The sequence below is a fragment of the Pseudomonas sp. H3_C08 genome, from assembly GCF_054669455.1.
In genome coordinates, this window is record NZ_CP162803.1 from 4,905,381 (window position 1) to 4,931,418 (window position 26,038).

General features: G+C 59.7%; 22 protein-coding genes and 1 other RNA gene. 7 read left to right on the forward strand and 16 right to left on the reverse strand.

All coding sequences use genetic code 11. The features are described from left to right. Positions 1-27 precede the first annotated feature (27 nt). The 5 genes from AB4N74_RS22450 to argE form a co-directional block, all read right to left on the reverse strand. Positions 28-666 (reverse strand): peroxiredoxin, encoded by a 639-nt coding sequence (locus AB4N74_RS22450; RefSeq protein ID WP_095125823.1) that lies wholly within the window; start codon positions 664-666, stop codon positions 28-30. A gap of 296 nt (positions 667-962) precedes the next feature. Continuing rightward, positions 963-2,306, reverse strand: coding sequence for an OprD family porin (locus AB4N74_RS22455; protein WP_320336177.1), 1,344 nt, complete (start codon positions 2,304-2,306; stop codon positions 963-965). Between the two features lie 419 nt (positions 2,307-2,725). Further along, on the reverse strand, positions 2,726-4,054 hold the full coding sequence (locus AB4N74_RS22460; protein ID WP_093429767.1) for an OprD family porin: 1,329 nt from the start codon (positions 4,052-4,054) through the stop codon (positions 2,726-2,728). Between the two features lie 573 nt (positions 4,055-4,627). Further along, positions 4,628-5,929 (reverse strand): amino-acid N-acetyltransferase, encoded by a 1,302-nt coding sequence (gene argA / locus AB4N74_RS22465; RefSeq protein ID WP_064116338.1) that lies wholly within the window; start codon positions 5,927-5,929, stop codon positions 4,628-4,630. 273 nt (positions 5,930-6,202) lie between these two features. Next, complete coding sequence (argE, locus tag AB4N74_RS22470; protein ID WP_460097269.1) at positions 6,203-7,360, reverse strand: acetylornithine deacetylase; 1,158 nt, start codon at positions 7,358-7,360, stop codon at positions 6,203-6,205. Between the two features lie 155 nt (positions 7,361-7,515). Between argE and AB4N74_RS22475 the strand changes: the two genes are divergently transcribed. Next, positions 7,516-8,886 carry a CYTH domain-containing protein gene (locus tag AB4N74_RS22475; protein ID WP_460097270.1) on the forward strand — a complete coding sequence of 457 codons (1,371 nt, stop codon included), beginning with the start codon at positions 7,516-7,518 and terminating at the stop codon, positions 8,884-8,886. An 89-nt stretch (positions 8,887-8,975) separates the two neighbouring features. On the opposite strand, the gene AB4N74_RS22480 is transcribed toward AB4N74_RS22475, so the two are convergent. Next, a complete protein-coding gene (locus AB4N74_RS22480) occupies positions 8,976-9,440 on the reverse strand; it encodes an Lrp/AsnC family transcriptional regulator (protein WP_016983809.1) in 465 nt (154 codons plus the stop codon). Between the two features lie 126 nt (positions 9,441-9,566). On the opposite strand from AB4N74_RS22480, the gene AB4N74_RS22485 reads away from it, so the two are divergent. From AB4N74_RS22485 to AB4N74_RS22495, 3 genes are all read left to right on the forward strand, one after another. Further along, positions 9,567-9,905 (forward strand): hypothetical protein, encoded by a 339-nt coding sequence (locus tag AB4N74_RS22485; protein ID WP_093429765.1) that lies wholly within the window; start codon positions 9,567-9,569, stop codon positions 9,903-9,905. Positions 9,906-9,997: 92 nt separating this feature from the next. After that, a complete protein-coding gene (locus tag AB4N74_RS22490) occupies positions 9,998-11,782 on the forward strand; it encodes a GspE/PulE family protein (protein WP_093429764.1) in 1,785 nt (594 codons plus the stop codon). A 65-nt stretch (positions 11,783-11,847) separates the two neighbouring features. Continuing rightward, positions 11,848-12,168, forward strand: coding sequence for a DUF2388 domain-containing protein (locus tag AB4N74_RS22495; protein WP_171057234.1), 321 nt, complete (start codon positions 11,848-11,850; stop codon positions 12,166-12,168). A 186-nt stretch (positions 12,169-12,354) separates the two neighbouring features. Here the strand turns inward: AB4N74_RS22495 and gcvP are convergent, their stop codons facing one another. From gcvP to AB4N74_RS22545, 10 genes are all read right to left on the reverse strand, one after another. Beyond that, positions 12,355-15,228 (reverse strand): aminomethyl-transferring glycine dehydrogenase, encoded by a 2,874-nt coding sequence (gene gcvP / locus AB4N74_RS22500; protein WP_460097273.1) that lies wholly within the window; start codon positions 15,226-15,228, stop codon positions 12,355-12,357. A gap of 253 nt (positions 15,229-15,481) precedes the next feature. Next, positions 15,482-15,865, reverse strand: a complete 384-nt coding sequence (gene gcvH, locus AB4N74_RS22505; RefSeq protein WP_242207731.1) for a glycine cleavage system protein GcvH — start codon at positions 15,863-15,865, stop codon at positions 15,482-15,484. Between the two features lie 49 nt (positions 15,866-15,914). Further along, complete coding sequence (gene gcvT, locus AB4N74_RS22510; protein ID WP_116254279.1) at positions 15,915-16,997, reverse strand: glycine cleavage system aminomethyltransferase GcvT; 1,083 nt, start codon at positions 16,995-16,997, stop codon at positions 15,915-15,917. 156 nt (positions 16,998-17,153) lie between these two features. Next, positions 17,154-18,770 (reverse strand): ABC transporter permease, encoded by a 1,617-nt coding sequence (locus AB4N74_RS22515; protein WP_093429761.1) that lies wholly within the window; start codon positions 18,768-18,770, stop codon positions 17,154-17,156. 348 nt (positions 18,771-19,118) lie between these two features. Beyond that, a complete protein-coding gene (locus tag AB4N74_RS22520) occupies positions 19,119-20,123 on the reverse strand; it encodes an extracellular solute-binding protein (protein WP_093429760.1) in 1,005 nt (334 codons plus the stop codon). Between the two features lie 221 nt (positions 20,124-20,344). Continuing rightward, positions 20,345-21,562 carry a 2-octaprenyl-3-methyl-6-methoxy-1,4-benzoquinol hydroxylase gene (locus AB4N74_RS22525; protein ID WP_460101211.1) on the reverse strand — a complete coding sequence of 406 codons (1,218 nt, stop codon included), beginning with the start codon at positions 21,560-21,562 and terminating at the stop codon, positions 20,345-20,347. Between the two features lie 9 nt (positions 21,563-21,571). After that, on the reverse strand, positions 21,572-22,057 hold the full coding sequence (locus tag AB4N74_RS22530; RefSeq protein WP_093429758.1) for a DUF4442 domain-containing protein: 486 nt from the start codon (positions 22,055-22,057) through the stop codon (positions 21,572-21,574). Then, entirely contained in the window at positions 22,050-23,237 is a 1,188-nt protein-coding gene (gene ubiH, locus AB4N74_RS22535; protein WP_460097276.1) for a 2-octaprenyl-6-methoxyphenyl hydroxylase, read from the reverse strand. Before ubiH ends, AB4N74_RS22530 begins: the two co-directional genes overlap by 8 nt. Beyond that, positions 23,234-24,568 (reverse strand): Xaa-Pro aminopeptidase, encoded by a 1,335-nt coding sequence (gene pepP, locus AB4N74_RS22540; protein ID WP_099757471.1) that lies wholly within the window; start codon positions 24,566-24,568, stop codon positions 23,234-23,236. Before pepP ends, ubiH begins: the two co-directional genes overlap by 4 nt. A gap of 27 nt (positions 24,569-24,595) precedes the next feature. Then, the gene (locus AB4N74_RS22545; RefSeq protein WP_093429755.1) at positions 24,596-25,156 is read right to left on the reverse strand and encodes a YecA/YgfB family protein; all 561 of its coding nucleotides are present in this window, start codon (positions 25,154-25,156) and stop codon (positions 24,596-24,598) included. Positions 25,157-25,281: 125 nt separating this feature from the next. Here AB4N74_RS22545 and AB4N74_RS22550 point away from each other — a divergent pair, with 125 nt between their 5' ends. The 3 genes from AB4N74_RS22550 to ssrS all read left to right on the forward strand — a co-directional run bounded on the left by AB4N74_RS22550 (position 25,282) and on the right by ssrS (position 26,014). Then, positions 25,282-25,491: a TIGR02449 family protein gene (locus AB4N74_RS22550; protein WP_007911197.1), complete on the forward strand. Its 210-nt coding sequence runs from the start codon at positions 25,282-25,284 to the stop codon at positions 25,489-25,491. Then, entirely contained in the window at positions 25,488-25,805 is a 318-nt protein-coding gene (locus AB4N74_RS22555) for a cell division protein ZapA (protein ID WP_093429754.1), read from the forward strand. Before AB4N74_RS22550 ends, AB4N74_RS22555 begins: the two co-directional genes overlap by 4 nt. 30 nt (positions 25,806-25,835) lie before the next feature. Further along, positions 25,836-26,014, forward strand: a non-coding RNA gene (gene ssrS / locus AB4N74_RS22560) — 6S RNA. Positions 26,015-26,038: the final 24 nt, after the last annotated feature.

Below are 26,038 nucleotides of genomic sequence, written 5' to 3' on the forward strand. Positions count from 1 at the left end.
GACGTGGGAACGATCTGCCCGGTGAGATCACTTATTCGGCTGCGGCGTCAGGCGCAGGTACGGCTTCACCGCGCGATAGCCCTTCGGAAAGCGCTGCTTGATCTCGTCCTCATCCTTGAGCGACGGCACGATCACGACCTCTTCACCGTCCTGCCAGTTGGCCGGCGTAGCCACCTTGTAGTTGTCGGTGAGCTGCAGCGAATCGATCACCCGAAGAATCTCGTGGAAGTTGCGCCCGGTGCTCGCCGGGTAGGTGATGGTCAAACGAATCTTCTTGTTCGGATCGATCACGAACAGCGAGCGCACGGTCAGCGTGTCGTTGGCGTTCGGGTGGATCAGGTCATACAGATCCGAGACCTTGCGATCGGCGTCCGCCAGGATCGGAAAGTTGACGACAGTGTTCTGGGTTTCGTTGATGTCTTCGATCCACTTGTGGTGCGAATCCACCGGGTCGACCGACAGCGCGATGGCTTTGACGCCGCGTTTGCTGAACTCATCCTTGAGCTTGGCGGTGAAGCCCAGCTCAGTGGTGCACACCGGAGTGAAGTCCGCCGGGTGGGAGAACAGCACGCCCCAGCTATCGCCCAGCCATTCGTGGAAACGAATCTTGCCGGCGCTGGAATCCTGTTCGAAATCGGGGGCGATGTCGCCGAGTCTGAGGCTCATGGTGCTGCTCCTGATGAGTTGTTCGAGACCTCAACTGTAGCCCGGGATTTGCCATCGTTAAAAAGAATAAATAACTAGATATCTAGATCATTATTGAATATTAAATATCTGTTCACTGGACGCTGGCAGGCATCCCGACGACCATCGGTCGCAAGGTTCGAGAAGGCCTTGAGTTGCTTTAAAGAGGGAAGTTTCGGGGATGGCTTACGGGGGTGAGCCTGACTCGAAAACGCAAAAGCCCCGTCCGGCGCGATGCCGGACGGGGCTTTTTTACATCAGCGAATCGAGGCGCGCTATTACAGCAGCGGGATCGAGTAGCTGACGATCAGGCGGTTTTCATCCTGGTCGCGCTGACCTGGGATGTCGTTGCGCCACATGGCGTTTTTCCACATCACGCCAACGTTTTTCAGCGGGCCTTCCGGTACGACGTAACCGATGGTCAGGTCGCGTTCCCACTCGGAACGGCCATTGCCGTTTTCAAGGCCGTTTTTACCCACAGTGTCGATGTTGTCGCCACGCAGGTAAACCATACCGGCAGTCAAGCCCGGCACGCCGACTTTAGCGAAGTCATACGAGTAGCGTGCTTGCCAGGTGCGCTCGCCGGCACGGCCGAACTTCTGGATTTGCATGTCAGTGATGGTGTAGTTCGACGAACCGTCACCTTGGTTCAGCCAAGGGAAGTCGCTGCTACCGTTGGAAACCTGATAGCCGCCACCGAAGGTGTGACCGGCAACGGTATACAAGAACAGGCCGCTGTACAGATTGTTGTCGACCTTACCTTTACCGCTTGTCTGACCGGTGTAGTTACCATTGCTGTAGTAAGCCGGAGTGTTGGAGTTAGCACCATCATCCGAGCTGTTGAAGTAACGGAAGTCAGATTTCAACACGCCAGGGCCAATTGCCCAGTTGTGGACAAGCCCAAGGAAGTGCTGCTTGTAGAAATCTTCTAGGTTGCCGTAGTAGTACTGAGCAGTCAGGTCCTTGGTGATTTTGTAGTCACCACCACCGTAGATGAACTTGTTGCTGTTGGTAATACGTGCGGTTGCACCACCAATGGACATGTTTTCGTTGTTGCTGGAGTTACGTCCCTTCACGGCTTCGATCTGACCGCCAACCAGAGTCAGATCCTTGATTTCGCCAGAGGTAATCTGTCCACCCTGCCACGTTTGCGGCAACAGACGACCGTCGTTGGTCACGATCACTGGCAGTTTCGGCTGCAGGGTGCCCAACTTCAGTTCGGTCTGAGAGATCTTGGCTTTGGCAGTCAGACCCAGACTGGAGAAGCTGTCGACAGCGTCACCATTGTGTTCGCTTGGGAAAACGGTGCCGCCGTAGTTACCGATACCGTTGGTGCCACCACCCGAATCGAGACGCACACCCAGCAGACCAATGGCGTCGATACCGAAACCTACAGTGCCTTGGGTGTAACCAGAGATGAAGCGCAGATCGAAGCCTTGGCCCCATTCTTCGTTCTTCTTCTGAGCGCCAGCCGCTTTTGTGCCGGAGTCACGGTTATCGTTGTTGATGTAGAAGTTACGCAGCCCCAAAGTAGCTTTGCTGTCTTCGATGAAACCAGCGGCGCCTGCCTGCTGCGCCATAACCCCTACGGCCACAGCCAGGGCCAAGGTGGACTTGTTCATGTATCGCTCCTCTCGTTTCTAATTTTTTTGCTTTTTTTACTGTCGGTTCCGGATCTATTGCCCGAAATCCTCAACGCTTGATCGCGACGGACCATCTACCCCCGGTCAAAGCCGCGAAAGGATACCCCGGCATAGTCCTTAAAAGAATTGTTTCACTCTTTTTCAGAGCGTCGAGGCATATATATAGGCAGCGCAGACTGGAGGTATCGGCTTCAACACCGATTCCTGAACCCTGCAGATTGTCGAGGGACAAAAATGCCAAAACACCGCAGCGTATTTTGAACGCCGCACGGGTCTACTTTAGGCCTTCGCCGAAGAACATAAAAAGAATAAAAATCGCCATTAGACTTATATTTTGGAATATAGAAAAATGCGCAAAAAAAACCTTGCCGAGGGGCAAGGTTTTTTTTCAGGACTTGTTACAAGAAGCTGTAGGTGTAGTTGAAGATCAGGCGGGTCTGGTCCTGATCGGCAATATTGATTTCGCTGCCGCGGTAAACACCATTGCGCAGTGTCACACCAAAACCTTTGAGAGCACCCTGTTGAATGGTGTAGTCGATACGCATGTCCCGTTCCCACTCGGACATATCGCTGCCGGTGCCATTCGTTGCCTTGATGTTGTCACCATGCAGATAAGCGATCGAGGCTTTGAGGCCAGGTACACCCAGGCCTGCGAAGTCATAGGAGTACTGACCGAAGGTGGTATTTTCACCGGCACGAACGAAACCGTTGATCATGGAGTCGGTGAACAGATAGAAACTGGCGCCACCGGCACCTTCAGGGCGACCGTTGCCATCGACCACGTTGCCTTGGTTCAGGTAGACGAAGCCACCGTCATCGTTGACACGTTGATGGCCAAGCAAGAAGGCGTTGCCACCCAAGGTGTAAGTGAACATGGCGCTCCAGGTCTTGTTATCGACCTCGCCCGGGTTCTTGGCATAACCACCGTTGTTATTGAAGCGGTAGCCTGCGTCCCCGTTCTTGCCATCGGAGCTGCTGTCGAAATAGCGGATGTCCGTCTTGAACGACTGGTTGGTGCCGATCGGAAGCACGTGTATCAGACCAAAGAAGTTCTGCTTGTAATAATCCTGCAGGTTCGAATGGTAGTACTGCAGGGTCAGGTCTTTGGTGACCTTCCAGTCAGCACCGGCATAGCGGAACTGGTTGCTGTCCTGCGTACCACCGGCCACAGCGAGGCCGGTGCTGTTTGTCGAGGCGCGACCCACAGCGTGCTCGAGCTGACCAGCATTGAAAGTAACGTTGTCGATTTCCTTGGAGGTGATCGTGCCACCCTCGAAGGTTTGAGGCAGCAGACGGCTATCGTTCGCAACCAGAATCGGCAAGCTAGGTTGCAGAGCGCCACCCAGGTGAGCTTCGGTCTTGGACAGACGTGCCTTCACGTTGCCCGCTACGCGGCTCCAGGACTGCGTTGCTGAACCGTCGGAGTCACTTGGGCTGAACGAGTTATTGTCTGGGTGGTGCCCACGGCCACCATCCAGGTGAATGCCGCTGAGCGCCTGCACATCAAGACCAAAACCGACCGTGCCTTGAGTGAAACCGGACAGGTAATCAAACTTGAAGCCCTGCGCGGCTTCTCGCTGATCTGCGCCGCCATCACGGTTGTCGTTGTTGAAATACATGGTGCGGGAACTGATAGAAGCCTTGCTGTCTTCGATGAAACCCGCGGCACCTGCCTGCTGCGCCAATACCCCAAAGGCCACAGCCACGGCCAAGGTGGACTTATTCATTGTTAAGCTCCTCTCGTTTCTAATTCTTGTTGACCTGGCCCGGATCGATGCCCGGGTTCCAAAGGTTAGCGATTAGCGCCAGAGCGTGACCCACAAGTCAATCGTAACTTTGTGTGTCTACGACCATAGTCTAATCAGCGGTTTTTTGGTCCATGCAGATTCATGAGTTCGTCATGAATCTGAAAAGAATGGATGCCTTCTTTTCTAATACCCTTTAGGAATTTAACGCCCGTGTTTGCACGCTCTGGTGCTCCCCACAACAACGCGTCGATTAATTCCTGAAGAGTATTAAGCTGCCCTGTTTAGCGGGTTTGCCTTGAAGCAATCCTGTAACAGTTTCATCACCCCAGCACCTAACCCAGCGCACTATCCGGATCAATTGTTACAGTTTATGTGTCGGCAGAATTTTTTCACGCACGGCGCAGCCGTCGTCCTTGCCGGAATGCACCCAGTCATTTCAGCCGGGGATTTCAGCGGAGGGGAATCAGTAGGAGAGGTTCAGATTGGAATGCACAACAGGTGCAGCAATGTGAGGACCTCGCAGTCGGCCCCCACTCGCCACACCCTGATGAATCAAAGGGTCTTTTCGAAGATCTTCGAATTACGCTGAAAGTTGTACAGCGAAGCCCGCGCCGCTGGCAGGCGTTCAACGCTGCTCGGTTCGAACCCACGCTCACGGAACCAGTGCGCGGTGCGCGTGGTGAGGACGAACAAGGTCTTCAAACCCTGCGCCCGCGCCCGGGTTTCGATGCGCTCCAGCAGTTCATCGCCGCGACCGCCATGACGGTACTCCGGATTCACCGCCAGGCACGCCAGCTCACCGGCATCGGAATCGGCAATCTGATACAGCGCCGCGCAGGCGATGATCATGCCTTCACGCTCGACCACGCTGAACTGCTCGATCTCACGCTCCAGCACTTCGCGCGAACGACGCACCAGAATCCCCTGCTCTTCCAGCGGACTGATCAAGTCGAGCAAACCGCCGACGTCTTCAATCGCCGCCTCGCGGACCAGTTCGAATTGCTCTTGCGCGACCAGCGTACCGCCACCGTCACGGGTGAACAGCTCGGTCAGCAGCGCGCCGTCTTCGGCGTAACTGACGATATGGCTGCGCGCCACGCCGCCACGGCAAGCCTCGGCAGCGGCATCAAGCAGTTCCGCCTGATAATTGCTGCTGCCCAGACGCTGTAAATGCGCCGGCACTTGCTGTGGACGCAACTCACGCACCAGTTTGCCGTTCTCGTCGATCAGACCGAGATCAGCCCCGAACAGCAACAGCTTGTCCGCGCCCAGGTCGATAGCGGCGCGGGTGGCGACGTCTTCGCAGGCGAGGTTGAAGATTTCACCGGTCGGCGAGTAGCCCAACGGCGACAGCAACACGATCGAACGCTCGTCGAGCAGGCGATTGATGCCCTTGCGGTCGACCCGGCGCACTTCGCCGGTGTGGTGATAGTCGACGCCTTCCAGCACACCGATCGGCCGCGCGGTAACGAGGTTGCCGCTGGCCACGCGCAGACGCGAGCCCTGCATCGGCGACGAAGCCATGTCCATCGACAAACGTGCTTCGATGGCGATGCGCAATTGGCCGACTGCATCGATCACACATTCGAGGGTTGCGGCATCGGTGATGCGCATGCCGTGGTGGTAATGCGGGGTCAGGCCACGGGCGGCAAGGCGGGTTTCAATCTGCGGGCGCGAACCGTGCACCAGCACCAGGCGCACGCCGAGGCTGTGCAGCAGGACGATGTCGTGGACGATGTTGCCGAAATTCGGATGCTCCACGCCGTCGCCAGGCAGCATGACGACAAAGGTGCAGTCGCGGTGGGCATTGATGTAAGGGGACGCGTGACGAAGCCAATTGACGTATTCGGGCATGAACCTGGGCCTGTAATAAATAGCAGCCGAAAAAGGGGCGAAACGGAAAACGCACAGCGGGCTGATGGTTATCGTCGGAACAGGCTTGGCGACACGCGCGCTCTCCTCATGAATACGGGTTGGGTTGCTGGCAATTTACAGCGTTTGATCGGGCAAAACATAGATCCCTTGTAGGAGTGAGCTTGCTCGCAAAAGCGGTGTATCAGATACATCAATGTCGACTGACCCGACGCCTTCGCGAGCAAGCTCGCTCCCACATGGACAGTGTTCAATTCATAGAACTTTGTCCGGGGTCAGGCAGTAATGTTCAATCAGTTGCCGTAATAGATGCACGGTAGGCTGCAAACGTGACATTTCAAGGTACTCGCCGGGCTGATGCGCACAGGCAATGTCGCCAGGGCCGAGCACGATGGTTTCGCAACCAAGGCGCTGAAGATAAGGTGCTTCGGTGCCAAACGCTACTGCTTCGGCGCTGTGGCCGGTGAGCTTTTCAGCAATGCGCACCAGTTCAGCGTCTTCGGCCTGCTCGAACGACGGCACTTCCGGAAACAAAGGTCTGTAGTCGATCTTCACCTGGTGGCGTTCGGCGACCGGGTTGAGCTTGCGCAGAATCTCCGCGCGCAGGACTTTCGGGTCCATACCCGGCAATGGCCGCAGGTCGAATTCCAGCGAACACTGGCCGCAGATACGGTTGGGATTATCGCCGCCATGGATGCAGCCGAAGTTCATCGTCGGTTGCGGCACGCTGAACTGCGGATTGTTGAATTCGCGCTGCCACAGCAGGCGCAGGCCGCGCAGTTCGCCGATCGCATCGTGCATCGCTTCGAGGGCGCTGTGGCCCAGACGCGGATCCGACGAATGGCCACTTTGCCCGAGAATGTCGATGCGCTCCATCATGATGCCTTTGTGCATGCGGATCGGTTTGAGCCCGGTCGGCTCGCCGATCACCGCCGCGCGGCCGATTGGACGCCCGGCCTCGGCCAGTGCGCGGGCGCCGGACATCGAGCTTTCTTCATCGCAAGTGGCGAGGATCAGCAGCGGCTGCTTGAACGGCTGATCGAGCAGCGGCAGCACCGCTTCGATGATCAGCGCGAAGAAACCTTTCATGTCGCAACTGCCCAGGCCAACCCAGCGGCCATCGACTTCGGTGAGTTTCAGCGGGTCGGTCTGCCACAACGCATCGTCGTACGGCACCGTGTCGCTGTGCCCGGCCAGCACCAGCCCGCCGGGGCCGCTGCCGAAACTGGCGAGCAGGTTGAATTTGCCGGGGCTGACCTGCTGGATATCGCAATTGAAACCCAGGTCGCCCAGCCAGCCGGCGAGCAAATCGATCACCGCGCGGTTGGATTGGTCGAGGTTCGGTTGGGTACAGCTGACCGATGGCGCGGCGATCAGCGCAGCGAACTGGTCTTGCATGGACGGCAAAGGCATCGCTGACTCCAACTCCCGATTTGAAGTCCATCATAGAACCATCCGGCGTCAGGAATAAACCGCCGCAGGGCGTAGGACGAATCAGTCCTGTACACTGCACGGCCTTGGCAGCCACATATTCCCCGGCTGCGCTCCCGATCCTGGATTTTCCGGCCATGCAGAAAGAAACCGAAATCAAACTCCGCGTCAGCCGCGAAACCCTCGCTGCGCTGCGCGAGCACCCGTTACTGAAAAAACGCAACAAAAGTGGCTGGGAACGCCGTGAGTTGATGAACCAGTACTTCGACACCCCTGAGCGCGATCTGGCCCAGGCCAAAGTCGCCCTGCGCCTGCGCAAGGACGGTGACGAAGTCATTCAAACCCTCAAGACCCGTGGCCAAAGCGTTGCTGGTCTGTCCGAACGCAATGAATACGACTGGAAGTTGCCGAAAGCCAAGCTCGACGTGAAAAAACTCGACGGCGAATGCTGGCCCGAGTCGCTGGCCGAGCTGGACAAGAAAACCCTCAAGCCGATCTTCACCACCGACTTCGTCCGCGAGCGCGCCGAAATCGCCTGGGGCCGTGGCAAGAGCAAAGTGGTCATCGAAGCCGCGCTGGATCTCGGTCACGTTGTGGTAGGCAAGCAGAAAGAAGAAATCTGCGAGCTGGAACTGGAACTGCGCGAGGGCAAGCCTGCCGCGCTGCTGGAACTGGCCGCCGAACTGGCTGAAACCCTGGCGTTGATGCCGTGTGACATCAGCAAGGCTGAGCGCGGCTATCGTCTGTACGACGCCAACAGCTATTCGCTGAGCCTGCCGGCGCCGGAGCTGACCCCGGAAACCCAACTCGACGACGCCTTCGCCGCGCTGAGCTGGCATTTGCTCGGCAGCAGCCAGCGTCTGGCCGAACAGTACCGTTTCAACGGCCACTGGCGCCTGTTGCTCGACTGGGTCGAGAACCTCGCGGAAATGCGCGCCCTGCTCAGCAGCCTCGGCCAGGCCGCGCCGCGTCAGTCGACTCACGATTTGCGCGTCGCGCTTGATGCATTGCTGGAAGACTGGCGCCCACTGGTGCAGGCCGGTATCGAAGATGAAGACGTGCGCAAAGCCGCGCCGGAGCAGTTCCTCGAAGAACTGGAAGATCCGCGCTGGGGTCTGTTCTCGCTGAGCACGTCACGCTGGTTGCTGGCCCGTACCTGGACCGCCGACCGCAACGTTCGCGGCAATCGTCAGGGCGGTGCGCAGTTGCATAGCTGGTTGCCGCGCCTGTTGGGCGAAGAAGCTACGGCCCTGCAATTGCAGCGCTATCAGCAGCAGCCGGAAGATCTGGCTGAACAACTGCCGCGTATCGAGCGCATTCAGGTCTGGCTGCACCACGCGCGCAACGTGCTGGAAATCCCGGAAATGGATCGTCTGTACGGCGAGCTGAACAAGTTGGCGCAACTGGCCAACGAGCCGACGATCACTGACGAACTGCTCGACGCGCGCAAGCAACAGGCGATTGCGGTTTACCAGAATCGCGCATGGAAAATGCTTCTGCGCATGTAATACCGCTTTCGCGAGCAGGCTCGCTCCCACATTGGAATGCAATCCCCTGTGGGAGCGAGCCTGCTCGCGAAGAGGCCAACTGCCTGACCTCAGACAGGGAGGCTTGTGGTGGATTTGATCTCCGACAACGCCACAATCGAATTCACTTCCTGAATCCCCGGCACCAGCGACAGCTTCTCGAAAAAGAATCGCTCATACGCCTCGATGTCCGCCGCAACAATCCGCAGTAAAAAATCCACCGCCCCCATCAGCACATAGCACTCCAGCACTTCCGGAAAGCCGCGAATCGCTTCGGTGAACTCGGTGAAGTTCGAACGCCCGTGGGCGTTGAGTTTGATCTCGGCAAAGATCTGCGTATTCAGGCCAATCTTCTTGCGATCAAGCAAGGTCACCTGGCCACGAATGATGCCCTCCTCTTTCATCCGCTGAATCCGCCGCCAGCACGGTGATTGCGACAGCCCGACCTGCTCGGCGATCTGCGCGCTCGACAGCGAGGCGTCCTCTTGCAGGAGGGCGAGAATCTTGCGGTCGTAGCTGTCCAGTTCACTGTGCATAGAAAAACCTCTAATCGAACATTTTGCGAATTGATCCTTTCGATCAATCGTCAATAACGACGATCATAGCCAAGAAATACCCGGCGTCGAATGTAAAAATTCCTCCAGAGATTTTGGAGACTCGCCATGCCGCACCTCGAAGCCGTAACCACCTCGCCTACCCGCGCCGACGTCTGGAACGTCAGCAACGCCCATTGCCTGGCGCAGTATCAGATCCTCGCCGAGGCCGAGCCGGATCTGCTGGTGCGGGTGCTCAACCTGTTCGCACTGCAGTTCCTCACGCCCGAGCAGGTCAATGTGCAGCGCATGGATGATCTGCTGTCGATCGACCTGGTCATGGGCGGTCTCAGTTGGCATCGCGCGCAAGTGATCGCGGAAAAACTTCGTAACCTGATCAGCGTCTGCTCGGTCAATCTGCAAAACGCCGACAGTGCTTGGGATGCCCCCGCGCAAGCCGCTGGCTGACAAATCCGGCAACGGCTTCATCGGGTAGTGGCCCAACGGTCTGCGGGGCCGCGACTATCCTTTTGCGCACTGTCGCTCAAAAGGAAGCCCGCATGTCCGTTCAACTTGCCACTCAGGACCGCTGGCTGGAACTCAACGAGGTGCTGCGTGAACTGGTCGCCCAAGGCTTTATCGGCCAGGACGCGGCCGAGCAGGCGCTGAATGCCCGTCGTCGCCACGCCGTCCATGGCCAGATGCATCCACTGGAATTCATCGCCAGCCAGCAACTGGACGACCTCAGCCGTCCGGGCAAACACCTCGACCTGGAAAGCCTGACCCTGTGGCTGGCGCAACAGGCCGGCCAACCGTACTTGCGTATTGACCCGTTGAAGATCAACGTCGCCGCGATCACGCCGTTGATGTCCTATGCCTTTGCGCAACGGCACAAGATTCTCGCCGTGGCGGTCGACCGCGATTCGGTGACCGTGGCCAGCGCCCAGCCTTATGTCACCGGCTGGGAGGCCGATCTCACCCACGTATTGAAACTGCCGATCAAACGGGTGGTGGCCAACCCGGCGGATATCCAGCGCTTCAGCGTCGAGTTCTTCCGCTTGGCCAAATCGGTCAGCGGCGCCAGCAATGCCGATCAGCAGAGCGGTAACCTTGGCAACTTCGAACAACTGCTCAACCTCGGCGCCAGCGATCAGGAGCCGGATGCCAACGATGCGCACATCGTCAACATCGTCGACTGGCTGTTCCAGTACGCCTTCCAGCAGCGCGCCAGCGATATCCACATCGAGCCTCGGCGTGAACAAGGCACGGTGCGCTTTCGCATCGACGGCGTGCTGCACAACGTCTATCAATTCCCGCCGCAGGTGACCATGGCAATTGTCAGTCGCCTGAAAAGCCTCGGGCGGATGAACGTCGCCGAGAAGCGCAAACCCCAAGACGGCCGGGTCAAGACCAAGACCCCGGACGGCGGTGAAGTGGAGCTGCGCCTTTCGACGCTGCCCACCGCGTTCGGCGAAAAAATGGTCATGCGGATTTTCGACCCGGAAGTGCTGCTCAAGGATTTCGACCAGCTGGGTTTCAGTGCCGACGATTTGCGCCGCTGGCAAGACATGACCCGCCAGCCCAACGGCATCATTCTGGTCACCGGGCCGACCGGCTCGGGCAAGACCACCACGCTGTACACCACGCTGAAAAAACTGGCGACGCCGGAAGTGAACCTCTGCACCATCGAAGACCCGATCGAGATGGTCGAGCCGGCGTTCAACCAGATGCAGGTGCAGCACAACATCGACCTGAGTTTCGCCGCCGGGGTGCGCGCGCTGATGCGGCAAGACCCGGACATCATCATGATCGGCGAGATCCGTGACCTGGAAACCGCTGAAATGGCGATTCAGGCGGCGCTCACCGGGCACCTGGTCTTGTCGACGCTGCACACCAATGACGCCCCCAGCGCAATCAGCCGTCTGCTCGAACTCGGCGTGCCGCACTACCTGATCAAAGCCACCGTGCTCGGCGTGATGGCCCAGCGTCTGGTGCGCACCTTGTGCCCGCACTGCAAAGCGCCGCTAACGCTGGAAGAAGAGGATTGGCAAACCCTGACCCGCCCGTGGCAAGCGCCGCTACCGGGCAACGCACAACGCGCCATCGGTTGCGTGGAATGCCGCGATACCGGCTATCGAGGCCGCGCCGGGGTCTACGAAATCATGCAACTGAGCGACAGCCTCAAGGCGTTCATCACCCCGGACGCCGACCTCACGGCGATTCGTCGGCAGGCGTTCAAGGAAGGCATGCGCAGTTTGCGGCTGTCCGGGGCACAGAAAGTCGCGGCGGGGCTGACGACGGTGGAAGAAGTGCTGCGGGTGACGCCGCAGAGCGAGCAGAAATAAGCCGCCACGGAACCGGATCGGGGAATGGCGATCCAAGGCCCTAGTTAACCCCCTGGAGTCATCTCATCATGCGTCTCAAACTTGCTGTCGCCACTCTGGCCTTGCTGTCCCTTCCCGTTGGTTCGGCCATGGCGGACAGCTTTTGGCGTAACGTCATCTCGTCCGGTGCCACTACCGGTTCGACCTACCTGACCTTCAAGGATCACAAGCTGATCATCGCCGCACAGGACGATGCCGGCAGCTTCGTTGCCAGTGATGGCGGTATTCGCGGACCGTATCTGGAAGCGGCGATGCAGAAAGTCCGCGCCGACAATCCAGGCCTGCAGGCGACCGATATGGAATTGGCGAATGCGATCCTGGCGAAGAATGCCGTGGCTTCCGAGTAAGCCATCCGCCAACAAAAATGCCGCTCAATCGAGCGGCATTTTTTTGCCTGTCTTCTGAGCCCAGCACTAAACCCTGTGGGAGCGAGCTTGCTCGCGAAGGCAATTTCACATCCGAAATATGCGGCGACTGACACGCCGTCTTCGCGAGCAAGCTCGCTCCCACAAGGACCGCATACAGTCTGAATGTCAGCGGTAATCATCCACCGGGACGCAGGCACAGAACAGGTTTCGGTCGCCGTAAACGTTATCCACTCGATTCACCGCCGGCCAATACTTGTGCGCCTTGGTGTGCGCATCCGGGGTAATGCCCTGCTCGATGCTGTAGGGCCGCTCCCAAACTCCGGTGACATCCGCCAGGGTATGCGGCGCTCGTTTCAACGGGTTGTCCTCGGCCGGCCAGTTGCCGTTTTGCACTTCGGTGATTTCTGCACGAATGCTCAGCATCGCACCGATAAAACGATCCAGTTCAGCTTTGGATTCACTCTCGGTCGGCTCGACCATCAACGTGCCCGGCACCGGGAAGGACATGGTCGGCGCATGGAAGCCGTAATCCATCAGGCGCTTGGCGACGTCTTCTTCGCTGATCCCGGTCAGCGCCTTCAAGGGCCGCAGGTCGAGAATGCATTCGTGAGCGACCCGCCCGTTGCGCCCGGTGTACAACACCGGGAATGCGCCGGATAAATGCTGCGCCAGATAGTTCGCCGCCAGAATCGCCACCTCGCTGGCATCCGCCAGTTGCGGGCCCATCATGGCGATGTACATCCAACTGATCGGCAGAATGCTCGCGCTGCCCCAAGGCGCCGCGCTGACCGCGCCGTTCTGCGCCAGTGGCCCGTCGATCGGCACCACTGGATGATTGGCGACGAACGGCGCCAGATGCGCACGAATACCGATCGGCCCCATGCCCGGCCCACCGCCGCCATGGGGAATGCAAAAAGTCTTGTGCAAATTCATGTGCGACACGTCGGCGCCAATGTCTGCCGGCCGCGTCAGCCCGACCTGCGCGTTGAGGTTCGCGCCGTCCATGTAGACCTGACCGCCGTACTTGTGGATAACCTCGCAGATCTCGCTGATGCCCTCCTCGTACACACCGTGGGTCGACGGATAGGTCGCCATCAGGCACGACAACTTATCCCCAGCCTCGGCGGCTTTCGCTTGCAGATCCTCCAGATCGACGTTGCCCGCTTCATCGCACTCGACGATTACCACACGCATCCCGGCCATTTGCGCCGAAGCCGGGTTGGTGCCATGGGCCGAGGACGGAATCAGGCAGATTTCCCGCGCCCCCTGCTGACGGCTCTCGTGGTATTTGCGGATCGCCAGCAGCCCGGCGTACTCGCCCTGAGCGCCAGAGTTGGGCTGCATGCAGATCGCATCGAACCCGGTGATTGCGCACAACCAGCGCTCCAGTTCCTCGATCATCAGCGTATAACCGACCGCCTGCTCACGCGGCACGAACGGATGCAGGTTGGCGAATTGCGGCCAGGTGATCGGAATCATTTCGCTGGTGGCGTTGAGTTTCATGGTGCAGGAGCCCAGCGGGATCATCGACTGATTGAGCGCCAGATCCTTGTTTTCCAGTTGTTTGAGATAGCGCAGCATCTCGGTTTCGCTGTGATGGGCGTTGAACACCGGGTGGCGCAGGTACGGGGATTTGCGCTGAAGGTTGTCGGGGATGCCCGAGTTCAGGGCTTCAGCGTCAAGTTCATCGACGTTCAACCCATGATCGGCACCCAGCAATACATCGAACAGCTTGGCCACTGTGCTTTCATCGGTTGTCTCATCAAGACTCAGCCCCACACGGCCGCGACCAAGAATTCGCAGGTTGATCTGCGCAGCCTGAGCGCTCTCGATGATCGCCGTTTGCGCACCGCCGACGTCCAGCGTCAGCGTGTCGAAGAATTGTGCGTTGACCCGACTGATGCCCTTGCGCTCAAGCCCTGCCGCCAAAATGCAGGTCAGTCGATGCGTGCGCTGGGCGATGCGCTTCAAGCCTTCCGGGCCGTGATAGACCGCGTAGAAACTGGCAATGTTGGCCAGCAGGACTTGTGCGGTACAGATGTTCGAATTGGCCTTCTCACGACGAATATGTTGTTCGCGGGTTTGCAGCGCCATGCGCAATGCGACGTTACCCCGAGCGTCCTTCGACACGCCGATGATCCGCCCGGGAATCGCCCGTTTGTATTCCTCGCGGCTAGCAAAGAATGCTGCGTGCGGCCCGCCGTATCCCATCGGCACGCCGAATCGCTGGGAGGAACCGAACACTACATCGGCACCCAATTCGCCCGGCGGCGTCAGCAACAACAGACTCAACAAATCCGTCGCGACGCAGGCCAGCGCCTGCTGCGCATGCAGATGATCGATCAAGGGCCGCAGATCATGAATCTCGCCGTGGGTGTCGGGATACTGCAACAACGCACCGAACACCTGATGCTGTTTCAAGTTATCCACAGCGTCGATGATCAGCTCGAAACCGAAGCCTTCGGCGCGGGTCTCCAGCACCGAAATGGTTTGTGGATGGCAGTTTTCATCGACGAAAAACAGATTGCTCTTCGACTTCGCCACACGCTTGGCGAGTGCCATGGCTTCGGCAGCCGCCGTCGCTTCATCGAGCAGCGAAGCGTTGGCCAACTCGAGGCCGGTGAGGTCGATGGTCAGTTGCTGGAAATTCAACAGCGCTTCGAGCCGGCCTTGAGCGATCTCCGGTTGATACGGCGTGTACGCGGTGTACCAGCCGGGATTTTCCAGCACATTGCGCAGGATGACGGTTGGCGTCAGGGTGCCGTGGTAGCCCATACCGATCAGGCTGGTCCAGACCTGATTCTGCTCGGCGTAACTGCGCAGCTTGGCCAGCGCGGCTTGTTCATCCAGCGCGGGTGGCAGCTCGAGCGCGCGATTGAAGCGAATGCCTGGCGGCACCGTTTGCTCGATCAGTTCAATTCGACTACCGAGGCCAAGGCTGTCGAGCATCGCCTGTTGCTCGGCTGCATCGGGGCCGAGGTGACGGCGCAGGAAGGCATCGGGATCGCGTAACTGGCTCAGGGACGGCAACTGGGACATGACGGGCTCTCTCTTGGCTGGCGCTCGGCGTCAATGCAACACGGTCAAACCAGCATAGCAGCCCATGCCACGGCTAAATTTTCAAAATCAACACTGACCCTGTGGGAGCGAGCTTGCTCGCGAAAGCGGTGTGTCAGTCGCGGAAGATGTTGAATGTAAAACCGCTTTCGCGAGCAAGCTCGCTCCCACATTGGATTTTTCATCGCCCATAGAAAAGCCCCGAAGAGTCGGGGCTTTGGGTATTGCTTAAAGCTTACTCGCCGATGGCAGCCTTGTACGCTGCAGCATCCAGCAGCTTGTCCAGCTCAGCCTTATCGCTTGGCTTGATCTTGAAGATCCACGCGCCGTACGGATCGGAGTTCAGCAGCTCTGGCGAACCGCCCAGCTCTTCGTTGATCGCGATGACTTCACCGCTGATCGGCGAGTAGATGTCGGAAGCAGCTTTCACCGATTCAACGACGCCAGCCTGATCTTCAGCGGCGAACACCTTGCCTACTTCGGTCAGCTCAACGAACACCACATCGCCCAGCGCTTCCTGCGCGTGATCGCTGATGCCCACGGTGACGGTGCCGTCGGCTTCCAGACGTGCCCATTCATGACTTTCGGCAAAACGCAGTTCAGCGGGAATATTGCTCATCTTCGGTGTCCTCAGGAATTGGGTCAGCGGTCATGCCCGCCGGAAAAGGTTAGATCAAAGTTTTGCCATGGCGTACGAAGGTCGGTTTGACCACCCGTACCGGGTACCACTTGCCACGGATTTCCACTTCGGCGCGGTCGGCAGTTGCCATCGGAACACGCGCCAGGGCAATCGATTTGCTCAGCGTAGGAGAGAAACTACCACTGGTGATCTCCCCTTCGCCAACATCGGCGATGCGAACCACTTGATGAGCGCGCAAAACACCACGTTCTTCCAGGACCAGACCAACCAGTTTGTGCGCAATGCCGGCAGCTTTTTCCGCCTCCAGCGCAGCACGGCCGATGAATTGGCGGGTGGCCGGTTCCCAGGCAATGCTCCAGGCCATGTTCGAGGCCAGTGGCGAAACGTCTTGGTGAATGTCCTGACCGTAGAGGTTCATCCCGGCTTCAACCCGCAGGGTATCGCGGGCACCGAGGCCGATCGGGGAAATGCCGGCACCGACCAGATCGTTGAAGAACCCCGGCGCCTGATTGGCCGGCAGGCAGATTTCCAGGCCATCTTCACCGGTATAACCGGTACGCGCGATGAACCAGTCACCGTCGGTATAGCCTTCGAAGGGTTTGAGGTGCTGGATCAGCGTGGCGCGCGACTGGGTCACCAGTTCGGCAATCTTGTGCCGGGCCTGTGGGCCTTGGATGGCGAGCATCGCCAGCTCGGAGCGCTCGTGCAGTTGCACGTCGTAATCGCCGCGCTGCGCGTTCATCCAGGCCAGATCCTGATCCCGGGTCGAAGCGTTGAACACCAGTCGATAAGCGTCGTCGAGGCGGTAGACGATCATGTCATCGACGATGCCGCCACGCTCGTTGAGCATGGTGCTGTACAACGCACGGCCGGGGCGGTGCAGGCGGTCGACATCATTGGCCAGCAAATGCTGCAGCCAGGCCTTGGCCTGGGTGCCGGTGACATCGATCACGGTCATGTGGGAAACATCGAACACCCCGCAATCGCGGCGCACTTCGTGATGCTCCTCGACCTGCGAGCCGTAATGCAGTGGCATGTCCCAACCGCCAAAATCGACCATCTTCGCGCCGAGGGCGAGATGCAGGTCATACAGAGGCGTACGCTGTCCCATGGGTTTCTCCTTCCGGGCGTGGCGAAGGTGCGGACAGCCGCTGTACGGGGTGAAAGCCTCGAAATATAAGGCTTTCAGCCGATTTCAGCGAACGGGTCTGTCAGACGAACCGCACCGAATGCCGCGCATTGTAGCCGCATGATTCAGGACTGACGACTAAGTGTTTCGGTGCGCCGAGCGGCGGATCAGTCCGATGACCGGCAGTAGACCGACCAGAACCAGGGTCAGCGCTGGCAAAGACGCCCTCGCCCATTCACCTTCACTGGTCATTTCAAAGATCCGCACCGCCAGCGTATCCCAGCCAAACGGGCGCATCAGCAGGGTCGCGGGCATTTCCTTGAGGACATCGACGAACACCAGCAGCGCCGCGCTCAGCGCGCCGGGCAGCAACAGCGGCAGATACACTTTGAAAAACAGTCGCGGCCCACTGACACCCAGGCTACGTGCTGCTTCGGGCAAAGAGGGCCGTATACGCGCCAGACTGCTTTCCAGCGGCCCGTACGCCACCGCAATAAAGCGCACCAGATAGGCCATCAGCAACGCCGCCAGACTGCCAAGCAGCAGCGGTTTGCCCGCGCCGCCGAGCCAACCGGAGAGTGGAATCACCAGTTCGCGATCCAGGTAACTGAACGCCAGCATGATCGACACCGCCAGCACCGAACCCGGCAAGGCGTAACCGAGATTGGCCAGACCAACGCCGGAGTTGATCGCGGGCGTCGGCGCCAGTCGCCGAGCGAAGGCCAGCAGCAACGCGACGCTTACGGTAATCAGCGCCGCCATGCCGCCCAGATACAAGGTGTGCAGGATCAGCCCGGCGTAGCGCTCGTCCAGATCGAAACGGCCGCGCTGCCAGAACCAGACGATCAGTTGCAGCAGCGGAATGACGAAGGCGCAGGCGAACACCAGTGCGCACCAGCTCATCGCCGCGAACGCCTTGAGCCCGCGCAAGTGATACAGGGCTTTCACCCGTGGTCGCTCGTTGCCCGCCCGATTGGCGCCACGCGCGCGACGTTCGCCGTAGAGCACCAGCATCACCACCAGCAGCAACAGACTGGCCAGCTGCGCCGCACTCGACAGGCTGAAGAAGCCGTACCAGGTCTTGTAGATGGCGGTGGTGAAGGTGTCGAAGTTGAACACCGAGACCGCGCCGAAATCCGCCAGGGTTTCCATCAGCGCCAATGCCACGCCGGCGCCAATGGCCGGACGCGCCATCGGCAACGCCACACGCCAGAACGCTTGCCACGGCGATTGGCCAAGCACCCGCGCCGCTTCCATCAGGCCTTTGCCCTGAGCGAGGAATGCGGTGCGCGCCAACAGGTAAACGTAGGGATAGAAGACCAGCACCAGCACGATGATCACCCCGCCGGTAGAGCGCACGCGCGGCAGCCGCAGGCCGCTGCCGAACCATTCGCGCAGCAGGGTCTGCACAGGGCCGGCGAAATCGAGCAGGCCGACGAAAACGAAGGCCAGCACATAGGCGGGAATGGCGAAAGGCAGCATCAGCGCCCAGTCGAGCCAGCGCCGGCCGGGGAATTCGCAGAGGCTGGTGAGCCAGGCGAGGCTAACACCCAGCAGCGTCACACCGACACCGACGCCAACGACCAGCGTCAGGGTATTGCCCAGCAGGCGCGGCATCTGGGTTTGCCACAGGTGCGACCAGATCTGTTGATCGATGGTCTGCCAGGAGAGCAGCAGAACGCTCAGGGGCAACAGCACCAGCGCGGCGATGGCGAAGACGATGGGATACCAGCGGCGTTGGGCGGGGTGGGCCACTTTTGAATCTCTGGAGGGAATGGGTGTTCTTGGGAATAGGGTTTCAGGTGGATATTGCTGCCCTCACCCTAGCCCTCTCCCTGAGGGAGAGGGGACTGACCGCGTAGTTTATGGGAATTACGCCGACCTGAAACATCGAGCCGAACTCAGGATTCAAATTCAACATAAATCGGCCCCCTCTCCCAGAGGGAGAGGGGACTGACCGAGGCGCTCGTTCAAGCTACATCGACCAGAGATATCGAGTTGAACTCAGGAGTTGAATCCAACACAGATCGGCTCCCTCTCCCTTGGGAGAGGGCTGGGGTGAGGGGCAGCGATCTTGAAGCAGACAAGTCTATCGGAAACGCCTCAATTCCAACCCGCCCGATCCATCATCCGGATCGCTTCAGCCTGACGCTTGCCCGCCACTTCCACCGGCAAGGTGTCAGCGACAAACTTGCCCCACGCCGCCACTTCTTCCGAAGGCGCCACCGCCGGGTTGGCCGGAAACTCCTGGTTCACGTCTGCGAAAATCTTCTGCGCCTCGGGCGTGGTCATCCATTCAACCAAAGCTTTGGCCGCTTCCGGGTGCGGCGCGTACTGGGTCAGGCCAATGCCCGACAGGTTCACGTGCACGCCACGATCGGCCTGATTCGGCCAGAACAGCTTCACCGGCAGTTCCGGCTTCTGCTTGTGCAGGCGGCCGTAGTAGTAAGTGTTGACGATGCCGACATCACATTGCCCGGCGTTGATCGCTTCGAGCACCGCGACATCATCGGAGAACACGTCGGTGGAGAGGTTGTTGACCCAGCCCTTGAGGATCTTTTCGGTCTTCTCGGCACCATGGACTTCGATCATGGTCGCGGTCAGCGACTGGTTGTAGACCTTCTTCGCCGTACGCAGGCACAGGCGCCCTTCCCAGTTCTTGTCGGCCAGTGCTTCGTAGGTGGTCAGCTCGCCCGGCTTCACGCGTTCAGTGGAGTAGGCGATGGTCCGCGCGCGCAGGCTCAGGCCGGTCCAGGCGTGAGTGGACGAGCGATATTGCAGTGGAATGTTGGCGTCGATGGTTTTCGAGGTGAACGGCTGGAGGATGCCCATCTGCTCGGCCTGCCAGAGGTTGCCGGCGTCAACGGTCAGCAGCAGGTCGGCGGTGGCGTTCTCACCTTCGGCCTTGATGCGCTGCATCAGCGGCGCTTCCTTGTCGGTGATGAACTTGATCTTCACCCCCGTCTTGGCGGTGTAGGCATCGAAGACCGGTTTGATCAGCTCATCGATGCGCGACGAGTAAACCACCACCTCATCAGCGGCCTGGGCCGTTGTGCTGCCGATCAGGGTCAGGGCCAGTGCGGTCAGAAGACGCTTGGGTGCCAACATGGGAGTGGTCTCTCGGTCGGAAAATGTGGGCCAAATGATAAGGACTCACATTTACCACCTCAATCGAACTCTTTTTGAAGGAGTTACCAGATGTTGCACAGTTTGAAAATTGTGGTGCCTGGCCGGGCGCCATCGCGAGCAGGCTCACTCCTACATTTGGAATGCGTTCCCCTGTAGGAGTGAGCCTGCTCGCGATGAGGCCATCAGCAGCAACGAAGAGATCAGGGTTTGGCGAGGGCCGGAAGATCACCGGTCAACCCGAGGGCTTCACGCACAAACAGCGCCTTCGCCTCCGGCATCTGCTCCACCAGCTTCAACCCGGCATTGCGCAGCCACCTGACCGGCAACGGATCAGCCTGAAACAACCGCTCAAACCCTTCCATCGCCGCCATCAGCGCCAGGTTGTGCGGCATGCGCCGGCGCTCGTAACGGCTCAGCACCTTCACCTCCGCCAAGCGCTCGCCACGCTCGGCCGCCTGCAACAGCACTTCGGCCAGCACCGCAGCATCAAGGAAACCGAGGTTCACACCCTGCCCCGCCAACGGGTGAATGGTGTGCGCCGCATCGCCGATCAGCGCCAGCCCTTCGGCCACATAGCGCTTGGCATGGCGCTGACGCAGCGGCACGCACAGTCGCGGATCGGCACTGACGACTGCGCCGAGGCGACCTTCAAAGGCGCGCTCCAGCTCTCGGCAGAACGCCGCTTCATCCAGCGCCATCAAGCGCTCGGCTTCGCCCGGCGTGGTCGACCAGACGATCGAACACCAATCCTGCTGCCCGTCACGCTCAAGCGGCAGAAACGCCAAAGGCCCGTGATCGGTAAAGCGCTGCCACGCGGTCATCTGGTGCGACTTGCTGCTGCGCACGCTGGTGACGATCGCGTGGTGCATGTAATCCCACTCGCGCGTGGCCATCCCGGTGAGGCGGCGAACGGCCGAGTTGGCACCGTCAGCGGCAATCACCAATGGCGCGCGCAACTGACGACCGTCAGCCAGCGTCAGCAACCAGTCATCGCCCGAGCGGCGCATCTGTTCCAGCCGCGCATTAGCGAGCATGCCCAGATCGCAATCGTGCAAACGGTCGAGCAAGGCGTCCTGCACCACACGGTTTTCGACGATATGACCCAGCACCTCGGCGTGCACACTGCTCGCCGAGAAATGGATCTGCCCGGTGCCGCTGCCGTCCCAGACGTGCATGTCGGTGTACGGGCTGCTGCGGCGCATGGCGATGCCGTCCCACACGCCGAGGCGTTCGAGGATGCGTTGGCTGGCAGCCGACAGCGCGCTCACACGCGGTTCAAATGCCGCGTCGGCATCGAACGGCTTGACGCTCAGCGGGCTGCCATCGAGCAGCAGGACTTCCAGCCCGCTGTCCTGCAACGCCAACGCCAGGGCGCTGCCGACCATTCCGGCTCCGACAATCAGCAGATCTGCGCGCATTTCCATGCTTTAAGCCTGTCTCGCTTGCGGCTTGAGCCGCACGTAAAGGGTTTTACCGACCCGCGCCACCAGATTGCCGGCGCCGTCATGAATGTCGACCTGCAACTGCGGCAGGTATTTCTCGCCGTTGGCGGTTTGCCGGCGAATCTCGGCGAGCAAGGTCTCGTCGATATTGAAGCGGGCGAATACCGGGCCTTTGCCCGGTGCAATGAAATCGATGTCGGCAGCCTTGTCCCAGACAATGTACTTCGAGCCGAGGTTCTCCATGAGCATCAGCATGAAGAACGGGTCGACCATCGAATACAGACTGCCGCCAAACTGAGTGCCGACGTAGTTGCGGTTGTACCAGCCAAGGCCCATCGACACTTGAATGTCGCGGAAGTCATCGCTGATGTGCCGAACCCGCACGCCAGCACCGAGGTACGGCGGGTAGAACGTCATCACCCAGCGCATCAACCGCGCCTTGCCGAATTTAGCGGTCAACCACTTAAGCATCCGGACGCGTTCCCAAACCCATGGCCTGACGGGCAAACCAGCGTTTGGCCGGTGGCAGCAGATCGAGACCGAGCAAACCGATGTTGCGGCCCAGCGACACCAATGGCTGCGTGCTGCCGAACAGCCGCGTGACCTGATCGGAGAAACCGACGGTAAGGTCCTGATCCAGACGCTGACGCTCGCGATACGCCTGCAACGTGGCGAAGTCGCCCAGCGGCTTATCGCTGGCCAGCAACGCAGCGGCCAAGGCATCGGCGTCACGCAGCGACAGGTTGAAACCCTGCCCGGCTATCGGGTGCAGGCTGTGCGCCGCGTTGCCGAGTACAGCCAGATGCGAGCGCACCTGCTCTTCGGCCTCGACCAACGTCAGCGGATACAAATGCCGTGCGCCAACCTGTTTCAACGTGCCGAGGCGATAACCGAATACGCCCTGCAATTCGCTGAGGAAATCACGCTCGCTCAAATCGGCCAGACGCTGCGCGTCCATGCCCAGACGGGTCCAGACCAAAGCGCAGCGGTTTTCCGGCAACGGCAGCAGCGCCATCGGCCCTTCGTCGGTGAAGCGCTCGAAAGCCATGCCGTTGTGCGCTTCGCTCGGGGTGATATTGGCGATCAGCGCGCTCTGGTTGTACGGACGCTTGCGCACGTTGATGCCCAGTTGTTCGCGCAGCCCGGAGCGCCCGCCATCGGCAAGTACCGCGAGATCGCATTCCAGCGTGGTTTCATCGTTGAGGGTGAGGCGATAGCCATCGGACAGCGGCTCCATGCGCGTGACTTCCGCCGGGCAGCGCCAGCTGATCACATCCTTGTCGACGTGCTGCCACAGGCACTGGCCGAGCCAGGCGTTTTCCACCACATAACCGAGCGCTGGTACGCCCTCTTCCATCGCCGACAGACGCGCGGTGGAGAAGCGGCCACGGTCAGAAACATGAATCTGTTTGATCGGCTCGGCGCGACGGGAGATTTCCTGCCACACGCCCAGCCGTTGATAAATCTGCCGCGAGCCGAAGGACAGCGCCGACGAACGTGCGTCGTAACTCGGCTGCCAGCTGTCGCCTGGTGCAAACGGTTCGATCAGGACGATCTTCCAGCCACGCGCCTTGGCCCCGGCCTGCAAGGCCAACGCCAGACTGGCGCCGACCAGACCGCCACCGATGATTGCCAGATTGACTCGACTCATGCCGCGTGGGTCCTTGCTTGCGCCATCAGCGCTTCGATTTCAGCGACGGTTTTCGGCACGCCGCTGGTGAGGATTTCACAACCTGTTTTGGTCACGACCACGTCGTCCTCGATACGTACACCAATGCCGCGCCATTTTTTCGCGACGTTCTGATTGTCCGGGGCGATGTAGATGCCCGGCTCTACGGTCAGCGCCATGCCGACCTCGAGCACTCGCCATTCGCCGCCGACCTTGTACTCACCAACGTCATGCACATCCATGCCCAGCCAGTGACCGGCGCGGTGCATGTAAAAGGCTTTATAGGCTTCGCTGGCGATCAACTCGTCGACCTCACCATGCAGCAATCCCAGTTTCACCAGCCCCGTGGTAATCACTCGAACCGTGGCTTCGTGCGCCTGATTCCAGTGCTTGTTCGGGGCGATTTCGGCGAACGCGGCTTCCTGCGAGGCCAGCACCAACTCATAGATCGCTTTCTGCTCGGGCGAAAACTTGCCGTTGACCGGCCAGGTGCGGGTGATGTCGCTGGCGTAGCAGTCAATCTCGCAACCGGCATCGATCAACACCAGGTCGCCGTCCTTGAGCAGCGCGTCATTCTGCTGGTAATGCAGGATGCAGCTGTTGCGTCCGGCGGCGACGATCGAGCCGTAGGCCGGCATCTTCGCCCCGCCCTTGCGGAACTCGTAGTCGAGTTCGGCTTCGAGGCTGTACTCGTAGAGCCCGGCCCGACTGGCCTGCATCGCACGGATGTGGGCTTGCGCCGAGATCCGTGCGGCTTCGCGCATCACCTTCACTTCTGCCGCCGATTTATACAGACGCATGTCGTGCAGCAGATGATCCAGGGCAACGAATTCGTTCGGCGGCTGGGCGCCGAGGTGCGCCTTGGAGCGGATCACATTGATCCAGTCCATCAGGTGACGGTCGAATTCAGGGTTGCTGCCCATCGCCGAATACACCCGGTCGCGGCCTTCGATCAGGCCCGGGAGGATGTCGTCGATGTCGGTAATAGGGAAAGCGTCATCGGCACCGAAGTCGCGGATCGCGCCCTCTTGCCCGGCGCGCAAACCGTCCCACAATTCGCGTTCGGCGTTGCGCTCACGGCAGAACAGCACGTATTCGCCATGCTCACGGCCGGGCATCAAAACGATGACAGCCTGCGGCTCGGGAAAACCGCTGAGGTACTGGAAATCGCTGTCCTGACGGTAGACGTGCTCGACGTCGCGGTTGCGAATGGCGACCGCGGCGGCGGGCAGGATCGCGATGCTGTTGGGTTCCATCTGCGCCATCAGGGCCTTGCGGCGACGGCTGTATTCCGCTTTCGGGATATGGATCATGGGCAGATGGCTTTCCCTGGCACGCGATTAATGCAGCGACGGCTTGGCGGCTGGCGGCACGTCGGCTTTCTTGGTTTCCGAGAACAGCAGCAGCGGCGCGACGCGCAGATACTCCATGACTTCCATGTAGTCGGTTTCGCCGTCTTCGGATTCTTCGAGAGCATCCTGCACTTGGGAAATGGCGGCCAGATCCTGCAGCACTTCGGTGGCTTCAGTGCTGAGCATGCTGCTGTCGCGGCAGTTCAGGCCGAAACCGCTGAGGAAGCCCTGGCACCATTGGCCCAGTGCAGCGGCGCGGTCAGCCAGCGGTGCGTCATCGGTCGGCAGCAGCAGAACGACAGTGACGTCGTCGCCGGTCAGCTCGCCTTTGACCATCTCTTGCAGGCCGATCAAGGCGTTACGGACATTGTCCTGCGGTTCGCTTTCGAGCAACTCGGCAGCATCGATCAGCCACTCTTCGGCATTGAAGCCGGCACCGGCGCAGCTACGGCCAAGCAGCAGGCCATGCAGTTCGGCAGGCGAGACGTTGTGGCCGCTGGAAGTCAGCAGGGTGGCAAAGGCTTGGTACGGGGAATTCGCATTGGTCATGGGCAGCTAGGCGCCAGACGGCGCTATGTCTAGAATGAAGGCCTTGTATCCTACATCGACAGACTCGCCAAGACTATTAAAGGCTGTCCGCCAGCTACCTCCCATCAGACGAACACGTGGACACAATGGAAGACACCGACCTGCAAGCGCTGATGGCCAGACTCGAACTGTTGATTGGCCGAGTCGAGCAACTAAAGAGTCAAAATGCACTCTTACTAGCTCAGGAAAAGACCTGGCGCGAGGAACGCGCTCACCTCATTGAAAAAAACGAAATCGCCCGGCGTAAGGTCGAATCGATGATTTCGCGCCTCAAGGCCCTGGAGCAAGACTCATGAGTTCAAGCAATAGCGTCACCGTGCAGATCCTCGATAAAGAATATTCGATCATCTGCCCGCAGGAAGAACGCAGCAATCTGGTCAGTGCCGCGCGCTATCTGGATGGCAAGATGCGTGAGATCCGCAGCAGCGGCAAAGTCATCGGTGCCGACCGTATCGCCGTGATGGCCGCGCTGAACATCACCCACGACCTCTTGCACAAAGAAGAGCGTCCGGACATCCAGGCCAGCGGTTCGACCCGTGAACAGGTGCGCGACTTGCTCGATCGTGTCGATCTGGTCCTCGCCGACGATCAGAACACCAGCAAGGGCTGATTCAACTGGCCGCTTGCGGTATACTCGCGGCACTCCCTGGGGTGCTTGCCAGTTGACGATGTCCCTGAGCCGATTCGCACTACCCTGGAAGTTGCACGTTGGGCTGGTGTGCATGTCCGCTAGACGGAAAGCCTTAAAGTCTACTGCATCTTCCACCTTGAACTTTCGGGTTCAAGGGCTAAGTTGACAGCGGTTCATCCGGGGAGCCTGATTCGAATCCGATGTCGGTGAAA

Coding starts and splice junctions, on each gene's coding strand:
- AB4N74_RS22450 (WP_095125823.1), bottom strand. CDS start 666: ATGAGCCTCAGACTCGGCGACATCGCCCCCGATTTCGAACAGGATTCC.
- AB4N74_RS22455 (WP_320336177.1), bottom strand. CDS start 2,306: ATGAACAAGTCCACCTTGGCCCTGGCTGTGGCCGTAGGGGTTATGGCG.
- AB4N74_RS22460 (WP_093429767.1), bottom strand. CDS start 4,054: ATGAATAAGTCCACCTTGGCCGTGGCTGTGGCCTTTGGGGTATTGGCG.
- argA (WP_064116338.1), bottom strand. CDS start 5,929: ATGCCCGAATACGTCAATTGGCTTCGTCACGCGTCCCCTTACATCAAT.
- argE (WP_460097269.1), bottom strand. CDS start 7,360: ATGCCTTTGCCGTCCATGCAAGACCAGTTCGCTGCGCTGATCGCCGCG.
- AB4N74_RS22475 (WP_460097270.1), top strand. CDS start 7,516: ATGCAGAAAGAAACCGAAATCAAACTCCGCGTCAGCCGCGAAACCCTC.
- AB4N74_RS22480 (WP_016983809.1), bottom strand. CDS start 9,440: ATGCACAGTGAACTGGACAGCTACGACCGCAAGATTCTCGCCCTCCTG.
- AB4N74_RS22485 (WP_093429765.1), top strand. CDS start 9,567: ATGCCGCACCTCGAAGCCGTAACCACCTCGCCTACCCGCGCCGACGTC.
- AB4N74_RS22490 (WP_093429764.1), top strand. CDS start 9,998: ATGTCCGTTCAACTTGCCACTCAGGACCGCTGGCTGGAACTCAACGAG.
- gcvP (WP_460097273.1), bottom strand. CDS start 15,228: ATGTCCCAGTTGCCGTCCCTGAGCCAGTTACGCGATCCCGATGCCTTC.
- gcvH (WP_242207731.1), bottom strand. CDS start 15,865: ATGAGCAATATTCCCGCTGAACTGCGTTTTGCCGAAAGTCATGAATGG.
- gcvT (WP_116254279.1), bottom strand. CDS start 16,997: ATGGGACAGCGTACGCCTCTGTATGACCTGCATCTCGCCCTCGGCGCG.
- AB4N74_RS22520 (WP_093429760.1), bottom strand. CDS start 20,123: ATGTTGGCACCCAAGCGTCTTCTGACCGCACTGGCCCTGACCCTGATC.
- AB4N74_RS22525 (WP_460101211.1), bottom strand. CDS start 21,562: ATGCGCGCAGATCTGCTGATTGTCGGAGCCGGAATGGTCGGCAGCGCC.
- AB4N74_RS22530 (WP_093429758.1), bottom strand. CDS start 22,057: ATGCTTAAGTGGTTGACCGCTAAATTCGGCAAGGCGCGGTTGATGCGC.
- ubiH (WP_460097276.1), bottom strand. CDS start 23,237: ATGAGTCGAGTCAATCTGGCAATCATCGGTGGCGGTCTGGTCGGCGCC.
- pepP (WP_099757471.1), bottom strand. CDS start 24,568: ATGATCCATATCCCGAAAGCGGAATACAGCCGTCGCCGCAAGGCCCTG.
- AB4N74_RS22545 (WP_093429755.1), bottom strand. CDS start 25,156: ATGACCAATGCGAATTCCCCGTACCAAGCCTTTGCCACCCTGCTGACT.
- AB4N74_RS22550 (WP_007911197.1), top strand. CDS start 25,282: ATGGAAGACACCGACCTGCAAGCGCTGATGGCCAGACTCGAACTGTTG.
- AB4N74_RS22555 (WP_093429754.1), top strand. CDS start 25,488: ATGAGTTCAAGCAATAGCGTCACCGTGCAGATCCTCGATAAAGAATAT.